14 protein-coding genes are annotated in these 19,376 nt (G+C 58.4%); 7 read left to right on the plus strand and 7 right to left on the minus strand.

Annotated elements, in window-relative coordinates:
• Positions 1-77 precede the first annotated feature (77 nt).
• From ABRP31_RS10690 to ABRP31_RS10710, 5 genes are all read left to right on the plus strand, one after another.
• Complete coding sequence (locus ABRP31_RS10690; RefSeq protein ID WP_349972279.1) at positions 78-1,637, plus strand: sugar ABC transporter ATP-binding protein; 1,560 nt, start codon at positions 78-80, stop codon at positions 1,635-1,637.
• Positions 1,638-1,680: 43 nt separating this feature from the next.
• Positions 1,681-2,655: an ABC transporter permease gene (locus tag ABRP31_RS10695; protein ID WP_349972326.1), complete on the plus strand. Its 975-nt coding sequence runs from the start codon at positions 1,681-1,683 to the stop codon at positions 2,653-2,655.
• 25 nt (positions 2,656-2,680) lie between these two features.
• Entirely contained in the window at positions 2,681-3,736 is a 1,056-nt protein-coding gene (locus ABRP31_RS10700; RefSeq protein ID WP_349972280.1) for a substrate-binding domain-containing protein, read from the plus strand.
• A gap of 9 nt (positions 3,737-3,745) precedes the next feature.
• Positions 3,746-4,411 carry a molybdopterin-dependent oxidoreductase gene (locus tag ABRP31_RS10705; protein ID WP_349972281.1) on the plus strand — a complete coding sequence of 222 codons (666 nt, stop codon included), beginning with the start codon at positions 3,746-3,748 and terminating at the stop codon, positions 4,409-4,411.
• Between the two features lie 412 nt (positions 4,412-4,823).
• On the plus strand, positions 4,824-7,208 hold the full coding sequence (locus ABRP31_RS10710) for a TonB-dependent receptor (protein ID WP_349972282.1): 2,385 nt from the start codon (positions 4,824-4,826) through the stop codon (positions 7,206-7,208).
• Positions 7,209-7,420: 212 nt separating this feature from the next.
• Here ABRP31_RS10710 and ABRP31_RS10715 read toward each other — a convergent pair whose 3' ends face one another.
• Positions 7,421-7,882 carry a DUF3574 domain-containing protein gene (locus tag ABRP31_RS10715; protein WP_349972283.1) on the minus strand — a complete coding sequence of 154 codons (462 nt, stop codon included), beginning with the start codon at positions 7,880-7,882 and terminating at the stop codon, positions 7,421-7,423.
• 431 nt (positions 7,883-8,313) lie between these two features.
• On the opposite strand from ABRP31_RS10715, the gene ABRP31_RS10720 reads away from it, so the two are divergent.
• A complete protein-coding gene (locus tag ABRP31_RS10720) occupies positions 8,314-9,396 on the plus strand; it encodes a sigma-54 dependent transcriptional regulator (RefSeq protein ID WP_349972284.1) in 1,083 nt (360 codons plus the stop codon).
• Here ABRP31_RS10720 and ABRP31_RS10725 read toward each other — a convergent pair.
• The 5 genes from ABRP31_RS10725 to ABRP31_RS10745 form a co-directional block, all read right to left on the minus strand.
• The gene (locus tag ABRP31_RS10725) at positions 9,368-10,525 is read right to left on the minus strand and encodes an LLM class flavin-dependent oxidoreductase (RefSeq protein WP_349972285.1); all 1,158 of its coding nucleotides are present in this window, start codon (positions 10,523-10,525) and stop codon (positions 9,368-9,370) included. The genes ABRP31_RS10720 and ABRP31_RS10725 overlap by 29 nt on opposite strands.
• Complete coding sequence (locus tag ABRP31_RS10730) at positions 10,512-11,567, minus strand: LLM class flavin-dependent oxidoreductase (protein ID WP_349972286.1); 1,056 nt, start codon at positions 11,565-11,567, stop codon at positions 10,512-10,514. Before ABRP31_RS10730 ends, ABRP31_RS10725 begins: the two co-directional genes overlap by 14 nt.
• Positions 11,564-12,517 carry a 5'/3'-nucleotidase SurE gene (locus ABRP31_RS10735; protein WP_349972287.1) on the minus strand — a complete coding sequence of 318 codons (954 nt, stop codon included), beginning with the start codon at positions 12,515-12,517 and terminating at the stop codon, positions 11,564-11,566. Before ABRP31_RS10735 ends, ABRP31_RS10730 begins: the two co-directional genes overlap by 4 nt.
• Positions 12,514-13,869 carry an LLM class flavin-dependent oxidoreductase gene (locus ABRP31_RS10740; RefSeq protein WP_349972288.1) on the minus strand — a complete coding sequence of 452 codons (1,356 nt, stop codon included), beginning with the start codon at positions 13,867-13,869 and terminating at the stop codon, positions 12,514-12,516. The genes ABRP31_RS10735 and ABRP31_RS10740 overlap by 4 nt, the downstream gene beginning before the upstream one ends.
• A 68-nt stretch (positions 13,870-13,937) precedes the next feature.
• On the minus strand, positions 13,938-16,367 hold the full coding sequence (locus tag ABRP31_RS10745) for a TonB-dependent receptor (protein ID WP_349972289.1): 2,430 nt from the start codon (positions 16,365-16,367) through the stop codon (positions 13,938-13,940).
• Positions 16,368-16,876: 509 nt separating this feature from the next.
• Here ABRP31_RS10745 and ABRP31_RS10750 point away from each other — a divergent pair.
• Positions 16,877-17,881 (plus strand): P1 family peptidase, encoded by a 1,005-nt coding sequence (locus tag ABRP31_RS10750; protein WP_349972290.1) that lies wholly within the window; start codon positions 16,877-16,879, stop codon positions 17,879-17,881.
• Here ABRP31_RS10750 and ABRP31_RS10755 read toward each other — a convergent pair.
• Complete coding sequence (locus ABRP31_RS10755) at positions 17,871-19,259, minus strand: tetratricopeptide repeat protein (RefSeq protein WP_349972291.1); 1,389 nt, start codon at positions 19,257-19,259, stop codon at positions 17,871-17,873. The genes ABRP31_RS10750 and ABRP31_RS10755 overlap by 11 nt on opposite strands.
• Between the last annotated feature and the right edge of the window lie 117 nt (positions 19,260-19,376).

Genomic DNA, 19,376 nt, shown 5'->3' on the forward strand with positions numbered 1-19,376 from the left:
TATTACGCTATATCTCTTGCTGCACGGTGCGACTCGCTCGTCAGTTTTTCCTATTGAACCCCGACGTTGAGATATCCATGAACCCGCCTGTTACTGCCCGTGATGTTGCCTTGGTCAGTGCCTGCGGATTGGGCAAGTCTTTTGCCGCGCACCCCGTCTTGCAGGACATTGATTTGCAGCTGTACGCCGGTGAAGTTGTGGCCTTGCTGGGGGCCAATGGTGCGGGTAAGTCCACTTTGGTCAAGATACTTGCGGGCAGCCACGGTCACGATGCCGGGCAGTTTCTGGTGGAAGGTAGGCCGGTGCGTTTCGCCTCTCCCAAGGACGCTCGTCAAGCCGGAATCGTCGCAGTGCATCAGCATGTAGATGAGGCAGTGGTGCCGGGTTTTACCGTCGCAGAAAATCTGCTGCTGGATGAGCTCTGCCACCCGGGCGGTCCTTTCTTCAGTCGGCGACGGCGGTTGCACGAGCGGGCCAGGCAAATAGCCGCGAATCTCGATCTGCGACTGCCAATGGATGCGCCTGTTGAAAGCCTGGGGACGGCGGAGCGGCAACTGGTCGTACTGGCTCGCGCATTGGCGCTCAAGCCCAAACTACTCGTGCTGGATGAGCCGACCGCTGCACTGTCTTCCACCGAGGCGGAGCGCCTTTTCGAACTGATTGATACGCTGCGCGAGCGGGGCGTCTCGATTCTCTACATTTCTCATCGCCTGTCCGATTTGCAACGTGTTGCTGATCGGGCGATCGTCCTGCGTGACGGCCGTCTGGCTGGCGAGTTCGCCGCACCGCTGGATCTGACGGCTGCCGTCCATGCGATGCTGGGAAGCGAGTTGGCGCCGGTGGTTCACCAGCCGGTCGAACGAGGTCAGAAGGTCTTGCAGGTTCGCGGCTGCCGGGTAAGCGAGCACAGCGCTGGTTTCGATCTGGATTTGCATGAAGGCGAGGTGGTTGCTCTGACCGGCTTGCTGGGTGCGGGCAAAAGCGAGATCGCCGAATTGTTCTACGGCTTGCGCCGCCCCATGGCCGGGACCATCGAGCTGGATGGCAAAAAATGGTCGCCGCGCTCACCGCAGCAAGCCATCGCGGGCGGTGTTTTCATGGCCAGTGAGGATCGCGTCGGCGGCTCACTGGTGCCGGGTTTTTCTTTGGCGCAAACCCTGACCTTGCCGTTCTTGCGTCGCTTCAGCCGTGGCGGGTTTATTCATCACGCCGTCGAGCGCGAGGCGGTGCAAGAGCAGGTGCAAACACTGGGCGTCAAGTGCGCCGGGATCGACGTGCCGATGGATACGCTGTCCGGCGGTAATCAGCAGAAGGTAGTGCTGGCCCGCTGGTTGCTGGGTAACGGTCGCGTGCTGATTCTCGACGAACCTTTTCAGGGTGTGGACATCCGCGCTCGCCGGGAGATCGGCGCGCGCATCCGCGCCGGTACCGCTCGCCGCGCCACGCTGGTGATTTGTTCTGACCCCGACGAAGCACTGGAAATTGCCGATCGCATTTTGGTGGTTCGTGATGCCTGCGTCATCGCTGATTATTCACGCGCCGGGCTGGAGCGCGCGCAACTCGTTGCGCAACTGGCGGGTATCTCGCCGCAAACCATTACCGACCCTTTGCCCCGTCGAGGAGCCACGCTTGTCTGAATCGACATCTGTACATTCGCCAAAGCTACGCGCGCGTGGCTCATTGCTGCGCTTCACCATCCATTACGGCTTGTTGCTGGTCCTGGCCATCGTGGTGGTGCTTTTCTCCATATTGGAGCCCGCGTTTCTGCGAGTCGGCAATCTGTTCATCATTCTTCAGTCGGTTTCCATCGTTGCCTTGTTGGCCCTGGGTGTCACTTTGAGCATGTCGGTGGGTGGTCTGGATTTGTCCATTGGTGCGGTGGCGGCCATGAGCTTGATGTGCGCCAGTTACGTGATGGTAGTACTCGATTGGGGACCGCTGCCCGCGATCCTCATCAGCCTTGGCTGCGGTGCGCTGGTGGGCTTGCTCAACGGTTTTCTCATCGTGCGCATGGGGATTCCCGATATTCTTGCGACCCTTGGCAGTATGTTCCTGATCATCGGCCTGCAATTGATCCCTACCGGCGGGCGCTCGATCGCGGTCGGCATGACCTTGCCCAACGGGGAGGAGGCGAACGGTAGCTTCAGCACGGCCTTCCTGGCGCTGGGGCGTGCGCGGTTGTGGGACACGGTGCCGGTTCCGGTGCTGGTAATGCTGGTCTTCGCCGTGCTGGTCTGGGGCTTGTTGGAGCTGACTCGCTTTGGCCGTGTTTTTTACGCCATCGGTGGCAACGAACGGGCGGCGCGACTGGCCGGTGCCCCGGTTGAAAAATACAAGCTGATCGCCTATGTGCTGTCGGCGTTACTGGCGTCGCTGGGCGGGCTGTTGCTGGCCGCACGGCTCGGGCGCGGCGATGTCAGCTCCGGTAACGGTCTGGTGCTGGATGCCCTAGGGGCTGCGCTGATTGGTTTTGCGGTACTCGGTGCGCGTAAGCCTAATGCCTTCGGCACGCTGGTGGGCGCGCTGCTGGTGGCGACGCTGCTCAACGGTCTGACCATGCTCAATGCGCCTTACTACGCCCAGGACTTCGTCAAGGGCGCGGTGTTGGTATTGGCGCTGATGTTTACCTTCGGCCTCGCGCAACGTGCGCGTTGAGCCACCCTCAGAGAAGGATCACTCGATGTCTGGATTCATCAATCGCGGGCTGCGCCATTTGTTCGCAGCCACTCTGGTTTTTTCTCTTGGCGGTGGCGTCCATGCGGCCGGTATCGCCGGTGCGCCGGCGCCTTTTGACAAGGGCGAGGTGAACATCGCCTTGGTGGGCTATCTGTTTGCCGGAGATTTTCCCGAAGCTTACTTGCGAGGCGTGGAGAAACAGTCGGCGGCGTTGGGGATGAATCTGCGTTTGTTCGACGCGCGGCAACAGGCGGCGACTCAGCGGGAGATGCTGGAGCAGGCAATTGATCTGGGTGTCGACGGCATCATTGTTCAATTGGGTCTTGCCGAGACGTTGAAGGATACCGTCGCGAAGGCGGTCGCCAAGGGCATCAAGGTTGTGGCATTCGACATTGATCTGGGTAATCCACAAGTCACTCAGATCGAGCAGGACCATCATCAACTGGCACGTTTGGCGCTGGGCCAGGCGCTGAAGGACAACGGTAATACGTTCCAGGCCGGTTATGTGTTCATCGGTGGCTTCACGCCGATGGAGCGCCGCGATGAAATCTGGCGGGAGGTCAAAGCGGCCAATCCGGGCATCGTCGAGAAAGCTCGATTTGGCACCCTTAACCCACCGATCGCCAACTCGGTGGCGGATCAGGCGAGCGCCGTCCTGCGTGCCAATCCGCAGTTGCAGGTGATCTTCGCGCCCTTCGATGAATTCGCCAAAGGCGCCAAGATCGCTGTGGACGAAGCAGGCCTTGGCAAACAGGTGAAGATCTACAGTGCTGACATTTCGACGGCGGATATCCAGATCATGAAGGAACCTGACAGCGCCTGGGTAGCCACTGCCGCCGTCAACCCGGAAGTGGCAGGGGCTATCAGTGTGCGCAGTCTGGCCATGCGCATTGCCGGTGACGATCCGGGCGCGCATGTGCTGGTGCCTCCGGCACTGATCACACGCCAGCAACTGCTGGATCTGGATGTGAAGAATGTGCGCGATCTGGCGCAAAAAGTACCGGCATTCGGCGAGGCTGCCGGTGTAGCAAACGCACCATGGATCCCACTGGCTAAATGAGGTGCTGAAATGCACGACAAGGCTGCTCGGCTGCGTAAAGGTCGCGTCCCGAAAACCGATCCGGCGCTGAGTGGGCGATTGCCTCCCGGGCAAGTGCTGACGGAGCGATTTCCGATTCTGCATGAGGGGCAGGTGCCGGAATACGACCTGTCAACCTGGTCGCTGCGTTTGTCTGGTCTTGTATCCCGCCCCGTAGAGTTGACCTACGCCGACTTGCAGCGCTTGCCGCAACGCGAATTGCGTTGTGATATCCACTGCGTAACGCGCTGGTCAAAGTTCGATACTCAGTGGAGTGGCGTGCACCTGAGCGATCTGCTGGGGGCGCTGGATATCCAGCCGGGCACGGCATTCGTCATGGCGCATGCCGATCAGGATTATCAGACCAATCTGAGGCTTGAAGACCTGTTGCTTCCTGACAGTTTGCTGGCTTTGAATTACAACGGACAGCCGCTTGCCCCACAACACGGCTGGCCATTACGGTTGGTCGTCGCGGGTCGTTATTTCTGGAAAAGTGCCAAGTGGTTAAGAACGTTGGAGTTCATCAAAGATGAGCGTCCGGGGTTCTGGGAGAGCAACGGCTTTCATCTGCAGGCCGATCCGTTTCTCGAACAGCGTTTCAGTGGTGAAGCCCTGGATATTGCAGAAGATGAATGGCTGCATAAAGCTTTCGATTGAGTTGTGCAGGCGTGATTCAGATAGTTGAGACATTGTTTGAAAGGAGTCGCCGAAGCTCGCTCGGTACTTTGTGTGCATAATTTTTAAGAATAGAAGCTTACTGGCGTGCAGACTAACTGTTGTCTGTTCAACACTAACTGTTGATTAAGCAACAGTTGCTCTGTCTGATCTAACCTAAGTATTAATCGTTCTTTGGATTCAGTGATCTGCTCATCTAGCATCGATGCCTCAAAGGGTTTTAATTAACTTTGGGGTTTTGTTTTCAGGCGTTGCCGCGCCTGATCTGTTTGTTTGTGCGCCGCGTTGGACTTTCCCGATACTTAAAAATTACAGCAGCGATTACCGCCTCACTGTGGCCGGCATTTTATCGTCGATCGGTCCGGTATTACCTGCGATTCAAAGGAGCTGCTCCATGTACCACCGTTCACGTTCATTGCTTGCTGTCGCAGTCGTGACAGCGATGACGCAACTTCCTGCCCAGGCTGATGAGACTTCGGCAACTAACGACGATACTCGCCTGGGTGCGGTTCTGGTCACCGGCACGCGGGGCACCTCGCGCACCGTGCTGGATTCGCCTGTGCCGGTGGACGTGTTGACCGCAGCTGATCTCAGGTCTGCCGGTGCCAGCAATGGCGAACTGGGTCAGGCCTTACAGACATTGTTGCCATCGTTCAGCTTTCCGCGTCAGTCCAACTCGGGTGGCGCAGACCACGTGCGGGCTGCGCAACTGCGCGGCATGAGTCCCGATCAGGTGCTGGTGTTGGTCAACGGCAAGCGTCGCCACACCTCGGCACTGGTCAATGATTCATCGAAAATCGGTCGCGGGACTGCGCCGGTGGATTTCAACTCTATCCCCATCAGTGCGATTAAACGCATTGAGGTGCTGCGTGATGGTGCCGGTGCGCAATACGGTTCTGACGCCATCGCAGGGGTGATCAACATCATCCTTGACGATGCTCCCGAAGGCGGTGAGGTTTCCACGACTTATGGCGCTTATCACACCCACCAGGATGCCATTGGCAAAACCACGACTGACGGCCAGAACAGCCTGACCACGGCCAAGATCGGTACACGTCTGGGGGAGGACGGTGGGTTCATTCGCGGCGGCACTGAGTATAAGGACCGCAACCCGACCAACCGGGCCGGATTCGATGGTTTTGCTGACACGCCCGGGCAACGCAACTATGTGATGGGCGACGGTGTGTCACGAGACGTTAATGCCTGGTTCAACAGCGAGTTGCCCCTGGCTGGCGGTAAAGCTTATTCGTTCGGTACCTATAACGAGCGACATACCACGGGCGCCGAGTTTTATCGCTACCCTTCAGAGCAGCCGCAGTTCTACCCAAACGGCTTTCTTCCTCAATCGCTGGGCGACAACAAGGACTTGTCTGCGACGGCTGGTTTCAAAGGTTTGATCGGTGACGACTGGGACTTCGACAGCAGCATCACCCACGGCCGTAACCATTTTGAATCCGCTACCCAGCGCACGTTGAACGTCGCCCTGGGCGCTGACTCGCCGACGCGTTTTGACACCGGTGAATATGAGCTGCGCCAGACAACGGCTAACCTGGATTTCACCCGTGAATTGCGCCTGGGAGCTCGCTCCTTTGTCTTGGCGGTGGGCGGCGAGTACCGCTACGAGAATTACCTCACGTACGCAGGTGATGAAGCTTCCTATATCGGATCAGGTGCCGACGGTGCCAATGGCTTGCGACCGAGCGAAGAAGTGGATCTGGACCGCAACGTATTTGGCACCTATGCCGAGTTGTCCGGCGATCTGACCGATCGATTATTCGTGGACGCTGCCACGCGCTGGGAGCGTTATGACGATGCGGGCAGCAAACTCACTGGCAAGCTCAGCGGTCGCTATCGCCTGACCGAGCAGTGGGCATTGCGCGGTGCAATATCGAACAACTTTCGTGCGCCGTCTTTGGCGCAGGTCGGCTTTCAAAACACCACCAGCAACTTTGGTACTGGCGGCACGCTGACTGATATCCGTGTGCTCTCGGTCAACGATCCGATCGCTCGTGCCCTTGGCGCTCAGGATCTGGACCCGGAAACGTCAAAGAACTTCAGCCTCGGTTTGACTGCGCAACTGAGCGAGCGCTTTGATGCGTCGCTGGATGTATTCCGGATCGATGTGAAAGACCGTATTACCTTGTCGCAACGCATCGGTAGTGACGCGCTGGAGCAGTACATCAATGACAACCTCGGTGTCGCCGGGGTGCATGATGTGAACTTCTTCACCAATGCCGCCGATACCCGCACCGACGGGGCCGAGCTGGTTCTCAACTACCACCAGCCTTTGTTTGCCGGGCAACTGGGTCTGACTACGGCTTACACCTGGAACCATACCAAGGTCACCAAGACCAAAGGCACGCCGTCGCAGCTCAGCGCGCTTGGGATTGGCAGCGACGCGCTGGTGGGGGTGGAAGAGCGCAACACGTTGACCGATGCCGCACCCCGGGACCGTTTCGTGTTTTCCGCGAACTGGGCCAGTCAGCATTGGGGGCTGTTGGGACGCCTGACGCGTCAGGGCAAGACCACGCGGGTATTTGATTTTGGTGACTCGCAACCGGAGCAGACTTACAACGCGGTCTGGCAACTGGATGCCGAGGTGCAATACAAATTCACACCGAAATTTGATATTGCGCTGGGCGGTAATAACCTGACCGATCGATACCCGGAACGCTCCAGTTCGCAGATCAACTACGGCGGCAACCTGCCGTATGACGTGCTGTCGCCAATCGGTACCAATGGTGCTTATTACTATGCCCGTGCTACTTACGGTTTTTAAGCGAGCCTTCGGCTTTTGTGTGCATATCCGATTCTGCGGCTAAGGCTGATATGGGTTGCGCTTTTACAGCGCCTCACCGACCTCTTGTAGGAGCTGCCGAAGGCTGCGAAGCGGTGTGTCAGGTACACAACGATCGGTGAATTCCTACAGGTCCGAGGCGCTACCGCTATTTTTGATCTTCTTTAGATCGGCCCTGGATTTTCGTGCCTCACTCAGAACGAAACATCCGCTGGCTGAGACAAGCGCAGTACTGACAGATCGCCGGTGATACGTTTCCACGCCAGGCGAATGGCTTCGATGTCCTCGCCGTGCTGAGCTGTGTTTTCGTGAAGGATCACGATCACTTTTGTGCTCAGTCGTTCAGGCTGGGATGCACCTTTGTCACGCCACTGACCGTAGGCGTCCAGAGCGGTGAAACCATCGGGGAAGCGTGGCGTGACTTCCTTGTCGAGAAACTCACGCCAGCGCTCCGGACTTATATTGCCTTCCTTGCGATCCAGCAAGCCGGTGGAGAAGTACAGCTCTGTACGCAGCCAGACTGCTTGAGCGGGACGACTGCTGTCGCCTTGCAAGGTTGAACTGGTCGGGTTGGTGGTGTGAACGGACTCGACTGGCGTAGCGGCACAACCGGCCATGACCAGAAACACTGTGGGCAATAACAGACGTCGAAACATCAGGTTTTCCTTAAGCGGAGCAGGGTTGAATAGTCGCGGAGCCGCACACTATAAGAAGCGGACTTGCAGGACTGAAATAACAAAAAACGCAGCGCGTAACGCCTTATCGAATAAGCCTCAGTTATTCGTCAGACACTCAATAAACCCGGATAGAGACAAACGTTTTTTATGCCTGTTTAGCAGGTTGTGACGAGAAAATATTCTTTTAAGAAATAAACAGCATGATGGATCATTCAGCGCATTAGTGTTCTGCAAGCTGTTCCGGTCGCGTAAGGAACGCGTGCTTTTTCGAATGACGGAGTAAGCGTTCCATGGAACTGCCTTATGTGTTGTTGACCTGCTGTGTGCTGGCGACGTTGTTTTTATAAATGTGTGGAAGATGGTGTTGAAGCTTTATATCCGTTCAGGAAGATTCCCGAGAGTATTCAGCCATGAGTGATAACGCGTGGGGCGCGGTCCCAGTGCTGACATTGCCCCAGGGCGATAAGAACCCACTGTCGATCCGCGCCAAAGCTTTGGTGTTTGCCGATCCTCGATCCCGGGAGTTGCTTGAATACCTCAAGCGGGTTGCGCCGAGTGACGTGCCGGTACTGATCAATGGCGAAACCGGGACAGGCAAAGAGCTGGTTGCCAGGTTCATACATGAAGCCAGTGGACGCAAGGGTGCCTTCGTCGCAGTCAACTGCGGTGCGATCAGCGAGAGCCTGGCTGAAAGCGAATTATTTGGGCACGAACCCGGTGCGTTTTCCGGCGCAGTGGGGCGCCGTGCAGGCTGGTTTGAAGAAGCTGACGGCGGCACGCTGTTTCTGGATGAGGTCGGTGATCTGCCATTGGCTTTACAAGTAAAAATGCTGCGGGCTTTACAGGAGCAGGAAATTGTCCGTGTCGGGTCGCGCAAGCCTATCAAGATTGATATCCGCCTGGTCACCGCGACCAACATCGACCTTGAACAGGCGGTTGAGGCGGGTAACTTCCGGCTGGACCTTTTTTACCGGATTAACGTTGCGCAGGTTCAGGTGCTGGCGCTGCGCGAACGGCCGCTGGACATTCTTCCGCTGGTTGAGCATTTCCGCAAAAGCTACAGCCTGAAACTGAAAATCACCGAGCCGATGCTGTCCGAGGCAACTGTCAATGCGCTGCTTGCCTACCCTTGGCCCGGCAACATCCGTGAACTGGAAAATGTGGTGCACCTGGCGCTTCTGGTTGCAGGCGACAAGGTGATACGTCCTGAGCATCTGAAGTTTTCTGCCGGGCTTAGCGCTATCCAGAGCAGTACCGAAGGCGTCCCGCGCTTGCCACAGGAAACCATCCGCGATCAGTTACGTCGCCTGTTCGATGTGCCAGGCGATTCGCTGCTATTTGATCTGGAAGACTTGATCGTGCGCGAAGCCTTCGCCCATTGCAGTTTCAACCAACTGCGCACCGCCGAGTTACTGGGCATCACCCGTAACGCAATGCGTACGCTGCTGGTTAATCACGGCATGCTCAAGGGGCGGGAAAAGACTGGCGGTTGAGCGGCTGATGCGCGTCGGGCGCACGCAGCCCGCGTAGCAAAGGTAGTAGTTCTTCGCCTACGTGAATGGCTTCTTCCAGGTGTGGAAAACCCGACAAAGTGAAGCTGTCCACGCCAAGCTGGTGATATTCTTCGATGCGCTCGGCGACATCCTGATAGCTGCCGACCAGGGCAGTGCCCGCACCTCCGCGCACCAGACCCACGCCAGCCCACAGATTGGCTGACACCTCCAGTTCACGCACGCCATGGGTACGGCCCTGATTCAGGCTGTTCTGGCGTGACTGACCCACGGACTCATAGTTGGCCAACTGACGCTGGGCTTGTTCAATGGCTTCCCGAGGGATTTCATCCAGCAGCTGTTCCACGTGATCCCAGGCCTGTTGCGCAGTAGGCGCGGCGAACACATGCAAGCGTAAACCGAAACGCAGGGTCCGCCGTTGAGCCTGGGCGAGATCGCGCATACGCTTAATGCGCTCGCCAATCATCGCCGGAGGTTCTCCCCACATCAGATAGGTCTGGGCATGACCTGCGGCGGTTTGCTCGGCGATTGATGATGCACCGCCAAAATAAATCTCGGGCATTTTCCCAGGATCCGCAATGGCCGGGGTTTCCGTGGCTCTGTAATAGCGCCCTTGATATCGATGCCCTTCGCCAGACCAGGTGGCCTGGAGTAACTGGATGAATTCCGCGCTACGGGCGTAACGTTCGTCATGCTCCAGGAAGTCCCCCAGTGACCGTTGTTCAAAGCGACTGGAGCCGCTGACCACGTGCAGTGCCAGACGGTTTTTGCTCAACATTTGCAGTGTCGCGGCACGGTGCGCGGTGTAGCTCGGCAGCTCCAGCCCAGGGCGTACCGTCAAAAGAAACTTAAGACGCTGTACCTCCTGAACCAGCACCGAAGTAATGAGCCATGGGTCTTCGAAGCCACTTGCAGTGGGCACCATGATCGCGTCAAAACGCGCCTGCTCAGCGGCGCGAACAACCTGGCGCAAGTACGCAAGGGAGGGTGCGCGTTCACCCTCCTGGAACAGCCCGACTTTGGGCAGGCCGCTGCTGGTCAGATGACGACCGTCGCCGTTGGTGGGTAGAAACCAGTTCAGTTCAATAGAGCCAGGTTTACGAGTGGACATGATGCTGTTGCTCCTCACGTAATCCTTTGGCTTGCAGCAGTGGCAGAACCTCTTCACCAAAACGTAATGCTTCGCTGACTGCTGGCTGGGAGTAGATATTGATATGGCCAATCCCTTGGCCATGCAGCTCTTGTAGACGCGTCGCGATCTGGTGCGGCGTGCCGACCAGCAGGGTTGGCTCCGCCTTGAAAGGCCGCCATAAATTGGGGTGGATTTCATGGCGTCGGACCAAAGCGTTTCGTGAAGGCAGGTCTGCGACTTTCTGATCCTGGGGGCGAGAAGATGCCAGCGCTCTTACTGATGAATGTTTGTCCAGATACCGCTCCGCGGCAGTCCATGCCAATGCTTCGCTGCTGGCCATGATCAAACCAAGGTTGCAGGCAAATCTGATTGTGCGTCCTTGCTCGCTCGCCGCTGCTTGCAGGCGGGCAATTTCGCTACTGACCCAGCGTGGCTCGGCAGAGCGCAGAACACATTCATCGGCATGCCGGGCGAGCAGCGTGATGCTTTGGCTGTCATCGAGAATCAGCGCCGGGGCGGGGAGCGTGCGCCGGGCAATACCAGCGTTTTCCAGCTGAAAGTAGCGACCGGAAAAATTCAAAGGATCAGACACCGGATTCAATAGGTGCCGGAGGATATCCAGATACTCGCCGATTCGCTCGCTACGTTGATCGCGGTTGAGCCATTCACCGAAGGCGTTGCGCAGCTGTTTTTTTTCACCGTCAGGCAAATGCAGACGCACACGATTATCGCTGATGGATTGCAGGCTTTGCGCCGTGGCCGCCAGCGCTGCTGGCAGGATAACTTCCGGGGCGATGCTCACCGTAAATGCCAGCGAGCGGGTGTGAGCGCACAATGCCGCTGTCACCCCGAGGCTCTCCGCATGGACCGAGTCACCCGGCACCCACAGTCGGTCAATACCTGCATACTCTACCGCCTGCGCCAACTGAATCCACTCGCCGGGCTGATCGGCCCAGGCCTGTGCATCAAGGTTGTGCTCTGTGTGGCGAGGTACCAATTGCCAGCTGATCTCAAGACTCATTGCGTGGCCTTGCTGGTTGAGGAGGGCAATGGCGGCAACGGTAGATTCAGTAAAGACTGAAGGTCAGACGCTGCGTCGACCGTTGCCGGTATGGCGCTGAAGGGGCTGATGGTCAGATAGCCTTTGCCGAGCCAGACCGCTTCATCATCCTGTTCGCTGGCGCCTGGCGGTGGATTGTACTGAAAGCTGATGCCGGGTTGTCCAGCCAGTTTGGCGTCTAGCTTACCCATGTCGTCGGTGTAGATCACCGCGAAAGGCACGTAGCTGCCGACTTGGGTCAGGCGTACGCCTTTGATGGCCGTCAGCGGCGGCAGATTGATGTTCAACCCAGTCCCCTTGGGCAGCAGTGCCCCGTCCGGCTGGCGATGCTGTTCAAGATTCTTCACCAGCCCGGCAATAAGCGTAGCCACTTTTTGCGGATCTTTTTCCTTCAGATCAGTGCTCAACGCCAGGCTTGGAATTCCAGCCAGCAGCGCGATACTGGCCGCATTGAAAGTCCCGGAAGCGTTGTTAATGACGCCCAGATTGTTGCCAGGGTTGGGGCCGACGATGACCAGATCCGCTTGCGGCATCACTTTCTTCAGGCCCATCAGAACAGCCATGACCGGTGTGGCGCTGATGGTGATATCAACTGTCTGGCCAGCACAGGCGGGGCTGGTGCACACGCCCTGTTGCGAGGTGGTCAGGTAGTAGCTGTCGGGCCACGCGGGGTCTGCGTCTTGCCCGATCTGTACTTCGCGTCCGTAAATGAACGCGCCACCCCGTGCACTTTGCTCGCTGAAGGGCGCGGCGATCTTGACGTTGTGGCCTTGTGATCTGAGCTCGCTGTACAGCGCCCGGATATTCGGGTGGGCGTAGCCGTCGTCGTTGCTTAGCAAGATATTCAACGCAAATGCAGGTGTGCCAAACAGGCTGCTCAATGCAATCAGCAGGGCGCCGAAACGTTTCATGACGCGTTCGCCAAAGTTTTGTTTCGGGCCTTCTGCAAGGTATTTTCCGGTCTGTTCAGGCCAAGGTTTTCGCGAAGTGTGCTGCCTTCGTATTCGGTACGAAACAGGCCACGGGTTTGCAGCAGCGGGATCACCTGATCGACAAACACCTCGATGGCGCCGGGAAAGTAGGGGAAGAACACATTGAAGCCATCGCAGGCCCGCGCCTCGAACCAGGTCTGCAAGGTATCGGCGATGTCTGTTGCCGTGCCAATCACCGGGTTGCCCGCCGCCAGTCGCAGGTAGAGCTGGCGAATGCTGAGGTTTTCCTTGCGGGCCAGTTCCAGCACGCCGTCACGACGGCTGCCACGCTGGCCGGGTTCAGTGATCGGGAGTGGGCCATCCAGATCATGGCCTGACAGGTCAATGTCATCGCCCAAGGTATCGGCCAGCAGCCGTAAGCCCAGGACCGGATCAATCAATGCCTGAAACTCTTCGAACAAGGCTTGCGCCTGCTCTCGGGTTTCACCGATAAAGGGGGTGATGCCGGGCAGGACTTTGATCGCGTCCGGTTCACGTCCCAGTGCGGCTGCACGGGCTTTGATATCGCTGTAAAACGCCTGCGCTCCGGCGACATCGTGATTGACGACGAAGATCACTTCGGCAACCCGGGCGGCCAGCGCTTTGCCGGGTTCTGACGCGCCTGCCTGCACCAGCACCGGATGACCCTGAGGCGGACGTGCAACGTTCAGCGGGCCGCGTACCGAGAAGTGCGGGCCTTTGTGGTTCAGCACATGCAGCTTGCTCTCATCGAAATAAATGCCGCTTTGTTTGTTGCGCACAAACGCATCGTCTTCCCAGCTGTCCCACAGGCCTTGTACTACATCGTGGAACTCTTCGGCGCGCTGGTAACGGTCGGCGTGATCGGTGTGTTGCTCACGACCAAAATTCCAGGCCTCGTCGCTGACCACAGACGTTACCAGATTCCAGGCGGCACGCCCCTTGGACAAGTGGTCCAGGGAAGCAAACTTGCGGGCGATATGGTACGGCTCGTTATAGGTGGTAGTGGCGGTGGCGATCAGGCCTATATTGCGGGTAACGGCGGCCAAGGCCGACATCAGGGTCAGGGGTTCGAAGTGTTCGGCACGGGCAGTGCGGCTCAGGGCGTCATGATGGTGACCCCAGACGGCGACAACATCGGCGATGAATAGCGCATCGAACTTGCCCCTTTCGGCCGTCTGGGCAATCTGCTTGAAGTGGTCGAAATCCTGGCTGGCATCAGCCTGCGCCAATGGATGGCGCCAGGCGGCGACATGGTGACCGCTGTTGGCCAGAAATGCGCCGAGTTTGATCTGATCAGTGCGACGGGTCATGAGAGGCTCCCGGAAGAAAGTGCCGCCCCTCGGCCGGATGAGCCGGACAAGGGACGGCGGAACGAGGGTCAGAATGCGTAGGCGATACCGGTGTACCAGTAGCCACCGGTGGTGCCATATGGGGAAAAGGTCCCGTAAGGGAAAGCGCCCGAGGCGGTAGGCAGATTGGTGCGCTCCGGATACTTGTTGAACAGGTTGTTCGCCCCGGCTGTCAGGGTGATCTGACTGGTGACGTGGTAATCGACGTTGAGGTCAGTGATCCAGGTCGCCGCGTGGGTGCGGTCAAACTGTTCGGCAGTCCCGTATTCGGTGTACTCGCCAAATCGGGTCAGGTTGAGGCCGACCTGAAACTTGCCAATGTCCCAGTTAGCACCCAGCAGGGTTTTCGATTCAGGTACACCGTGCTTGAGGTTGCCTTGCCGCTGACGGTCATAGCCGCCGGTTGGCCCCAGCGCGGCTTGAGCGACGCTCGAAGCGTGGATGTCATCAATCTGTGTGGTGTTCCAGTTGAAGCCAAGGGTGTAGCGCACACGGCCATAGGCGCCTAGATCCTGACGGTAATCGCCGACCAGATCGACGCCGCGTGTGGTGGTGTCCAGGGCATTGGTGAAGTAGGTCACGGCCTGGTTAGGGTTAAGTCCGGCGTTGGTCAGGATCGCTTGGATGGCTGGTGTGCCACCCAGGTAACCGGTCTGGGCAATGCGGTCGCGAATCTTGATCTGGTAAGCATCGAGGGTGATGCTGGTGACATCGGTGGGTTGCAGCGTCACGCCGAGGCTGTAGTTGGTGGATTTTTCCGGCTTCAGATTTGAAGCACCCAGAGCTTTGGCGACATCAGAGTCCACAGCCACGTTGCGGTAGTCGAACAGGTTGCCGTTGACGTTGCTCTGGGAGGTCGAACTGTAGATCTGCTGAGCCAGCGATGGTGCCCTGAATCCTGTGCTCGCAGTACCGCGCACAGCGAGAATCGGCGTCAGTTGATAGCGGGTCGACAGCTTGCCATTAGTGGTTGTGCCTGAGCCATCGTTGTAGTGCTCGTAGCGTCCCGCCAGGTCGATGTGCCATTTATCGGTCAGGTCCTGGCCGATCTCGCCATAGCCTGCAAGGCTGGTGCGGCCACGCTCGGCTGCGTCTTGCGGTGTAGTACCCGCGCCGGAAATGGTCCCCGGCGGGATAGGTGAGCCGTTCGCGCCAACAGTGAACGGGCCGCTGGCGTAAGACTCATAGTCGCCTTTGCCGATTTTGTAGTTCTCATAGCGCTGCTCCAGGCCCCATGAAATCTGGGTCGGTCTGGCCAGGCCAAAATCGAACGAGCGGGTAAGGTCGAGGTTGTTGGTCCACTGACTGAAGGTTTTGACGCCGGTGTCCACCGAGGTGGGCGAGTCGGCGCCGTAGCTCAGGTTGTAGGTGTGGCGCAGAGTGGCTTCGGCGTGATCCTGGCCGTAGGTGCTCGACAGGTCGTAATCCCAACCCAGCGCCTGGCCCTTGTTGCCCGCCGTGAACTGAAAGTCGTTTTCGATAAAGCGCAGGGTATCTTCAATGCCTTCCGGGAACGGCGTGGCAATGCCGTTGAATGAGGCGGGCTGGTGGAAGGCCAAGGGTTTTTCCGAGTTGCGTCGAGTGTAGGTCGCATTGGAATAGAGGGTCGAATCTCCAATGGGCAGTTCGGCGTTGTAGCCCAGGCTGAAGTTACGAGCTTCCGGCAGACCGGTACCGTAATAGGTGTGCTGGTTGCTGGTGTTACCTGCGGAATCGGTGTAAGGCGCGTTGTCAGAGCGGTCTGAGACGCGCTGCTTTTTAACGTCCAGCGCCAGATTGATGAAGCCGTCGTTGGGCAGTGCCAGCCCGACATTACCGGTTTGGCGCACGGTTTCGCCGTCGCCGTTTTCGTAGTTTCGACCGTAGGTGGTGGACACGCTGCCGCCGTGATCGGTCTGCTTGAGCACGATGTTGATCACTCCGCCAATGGCGTCCGAGCCGTACTGAGCCGACGCTCCGTCGCGGAGGATCTCTACATGGTCGACCAGGGCGGTGGGGATCATGTCGATATCCACCGGTTGCGAGCCCGAGTTCAGCGACGTGGCATTGTTCAGTAAGGCGCTGTTATGCCGCCGCTTGCCATTGACCAGTACCAGAACCTGATCGCCATTGAGACCGCGCAGGCTGATGGGCCGCACGATGGACGTGGAGCCGAAACCGGACGATGCCGGCAGGTTGAGTGACGGCAGAACGCGGCTCAACGCCCGGGTCAGATCGCCTTGGCCAGTGGCCTGAAGTTGTGTCGAGGAAATTACGTCAACCGGTGAAGGGCTTTCAGCCAACGTGCGAGCCTGACCGCGGTTACCCACTACCACGACCGTGTCGAGTGGGTTGTCGGCCGCTTCGGCAGCGAGGCTCAGGCTGCTGTAACCGGCGGCCTCGCAGATCGAAAGGAACAGCAGCGTATGGGCGAAAAGCCTGCGTTTTTGCCGGGACGGATTAGCGTGCGAATGACTCATGTTTATTGATGCTCCCATTGGGCGGTGGCCGGTGCCCTCATGGGATGCCGAGCCAAGGCATTGTTCTGGCGCAAACTCTTGTTGCGTCGTTTGAGTTGTTATCGGCTTGTCGCCGGTCCTGTGCTGCGACCGCCTCAAGCGCTGGTGCAGCAATAGAGCAAGCCTTGTGCCATCCTAAAAAACCAATAAATATCAATGTGATAGGTTGATTTTCTAAGGAGGGTGGTGTTTTTTTAACAGTTTGCGGGGCAGGCTGCTGGTTTTCCCGCAGCGCGCTGAGTCGTTTCGTCAGAGGGGTTTCAGAGGCGAATGATCTTGCGCAGACCCTATGCTGTGGGACCGGCTTCAGCCGGGAAGGCGGTATGTCTGCTGCGAAGGATTCAGTGTCTGTCCCGGCCACTCCCGGCTAAAGCCGGTCCAACGAAATCCTCCTGCTGTCAGCTTCCATCTGCACTGGCACAGCGTTTGCTGTCCGTCATCAACTGGTTGATCAATTGATGGAGATGTAAATGCCGCTGCCTGGTATTCGTAATGCTCTCACCGATGTTCCCGGCCTGCGGGTTGGACATGCATCGGACGACAGGGTTGAAAGCGGCGTAACGGTGATTCGTGCCGATCGTGGCTGGACCGCAGGTGTTGATGTTCGGGGTGGAGGGCCGGGAGGACGTGAAACTGCGGCGCTGGAACCTCAGAACATGGTGGGGCAACTGCATGCACTGGTCTTTTCTGGTGGGTCGGTATTCGGGCTGGGCGCCGCCGATGCGGTTGCATCCGCGCTTTCTGCGGAGGGTATTGGCCTGCAATTGAATCACGGCACACCCTGCATACCCATCGTACCGGCGGCTGTGCTGCATGATCTGGCCAACGAAGGTGACAAGCGTTGGGGATTGGAGCCACCGTATCGGAGACTGGGATTCGAGGCCTTTGCTGCGGCTGCTGAGGATTTTGCCCAAGGCAGTGTGGGTGCGGGTCTCGGCGCTATGGCGGGCGTATTGCCGGGCGGGCTGGGCTCGGCGTCGCTGGACCTTGGTGATGGTCTGATCGTGGCGGCGCTGGCCGTCGCTAACCCGATTGGCTCGGTGTACATGCCTGATGGCAAAACCTTCTGGGCCTGGCCCTGGGAGATTCGTGGTGAGTTCGGTGGGCATCGGCCGACGTTTGATATGGACGTCAGCGATCCGATCCCCGAGCTGTCCAGGCTCGACGCCATGGGGCGCCTGCAAGCCGGGGTAAATACCACGCTGGTGGTGGTTGCCTGCAATGCACAACTGACTACCGCCGAATGCACGCGTGTAGCAATCATGGCTCAGGACGGCATTGCCCGTGCCGTGCGGCCGGCTCATCTGCCGTTTGATGGCGACACGGTTTTCGCCATCAGCTCAGGTGCCATAGAGCTGGCCAGTGGTTCAAGACGGCAAGTGGACGTCGGCCGCATCGGCTCGTCTGCGGCTGATTGTGTGGCTCGAGCCATTGCCCGGGGTGTGCATCTGGCTCGGGCATCAGTTAATGCTTGATGGTGTCTTGCGGTGCCAGCACTTCGGTGACGCGTTGCCGGGCGCGGCGCGCTTCAGCCGGCAGGTCCAGTGCGTGATAAACCCGCTCCAGGCCCAGATTGGTCGGGACGTCGAAGCCGTCATATCGGCGGCGTGACTCAAGTGTCTGCTGCGCCGCCAGCCAGTCGCCAGATTGCACTCGGGCGTCAAGTTCAATCAGAGCGAAGAGATCACGTTGCGCATGGCTGCCACCGATTTCGTTCAGGCGCGGCAAGGCCCCGGCTAGCCAACGCGCCGCTGCTGCATAGTCACCTTGAGCATGAGCCAGCAGGCCGTGAGCCAAAGGCAGGCAGGTCTCACTCCAGACCGCCCGGGAAAACAGAGGGGCGTGGCGAGCGCGGGCGGTCAGCGCGTCGAGCAGTTGTGCGGCTTCGCTGGCGAGTCCCGCTCGGGCCAGGCCATACAGATATTGCAGACTGAGGAACGGCTGCACAGTGTCTTCTGTCCGGACCCGCAGGTATTCGCCAAGCGACTGCCAGCGCAGTCCGACGTCGATACCGGCAAGCTCCATCCTGGTCAGCAACGACACTGCGCCGATCTGGTCCTGTGAGTATTCGGGGAAAACTCCCCACACGTGTTGGTCGTAAATATCGAGGACTTGACGGTGACGGCCGCGCGCCAGATGAAACAGCGCCAGGTGCCACCAGTTATGGGTTTGCATGAAAGAGTTCAGGCCTGCCCAGCCAAGGCTGGCTTGCTGCAGAAACGCAGTGCCTTCGTTGATCCGGCCTTGGGTCAGCAGCACATGAGCCAGCGCATGCTGCGCCCAAGGCTCGTCAGGTTGCAAAGCCAGTGCCTTGCGTGCCGACAACTCGGCCTGATCGAGCAAGTGACATTGTTCGTAGGCAAAGGCCAGTAGCCCGTGGGTGTGGGCAATGTCGCTGGCTTTTTCCAGTGCTTTTATCGCGATCCTCAGCATGGCGGGCCAGTCGCCGCAATTGAAATGCAGGTATTGGTTCAGCTTCACAGCGAACAGGTCGCGAGGATATTCGTCGACCAGTTGTTCGGTGAGCGCGAGCACTTGCGGCACGTCGTCGGTTGTCCAGGCATTGAGTACTCGCAGGTACAGCTCTGCGCGAGCATGGCTGGCAGGGCTTGCCTGTTCTGCGCGCTGCCGGTAATGCTCAGCGAGTCCAGGGCCTGCGGGGGATTCGATAAACATCATTAACAGGCCGGCGAAGGCGTTGGCAAGGACCGATTGTGGGTCTGCGTCGGCAACCGCAATTATGTTTTCGGCCCGTGGCTGATAGCCGAGGAAACCGCCCACGAAATCGTCAATGCCGCGTTGCGTATCGTCGCGCTGGCTGTCGATGGGATTGCCCAGATAATCCTGTGACATGTCTGGCTGCTCGCTGAATGGAATTTACGCCGTAGTCGCAAACCTTGTGCCAGTCAGATTTTTTGAGTGTCGTGATTTGAGTACATATCCTTTTTTTGCGGTGAAGGCCGGTATTGC

Origin of the sequence: Pseudomonas caspiana (genome assembly GCF_040224095.2) — a bacterium.
In the GTDB taxonomy this organism is placed as follows: domain Bacteria; phylum Pseudomonadota; class Gammaproteobacteria; order Pseudomonadales; family Pseudomonadaceae; genus Aquipseudomonas; species Aquipseudomonas caspiana.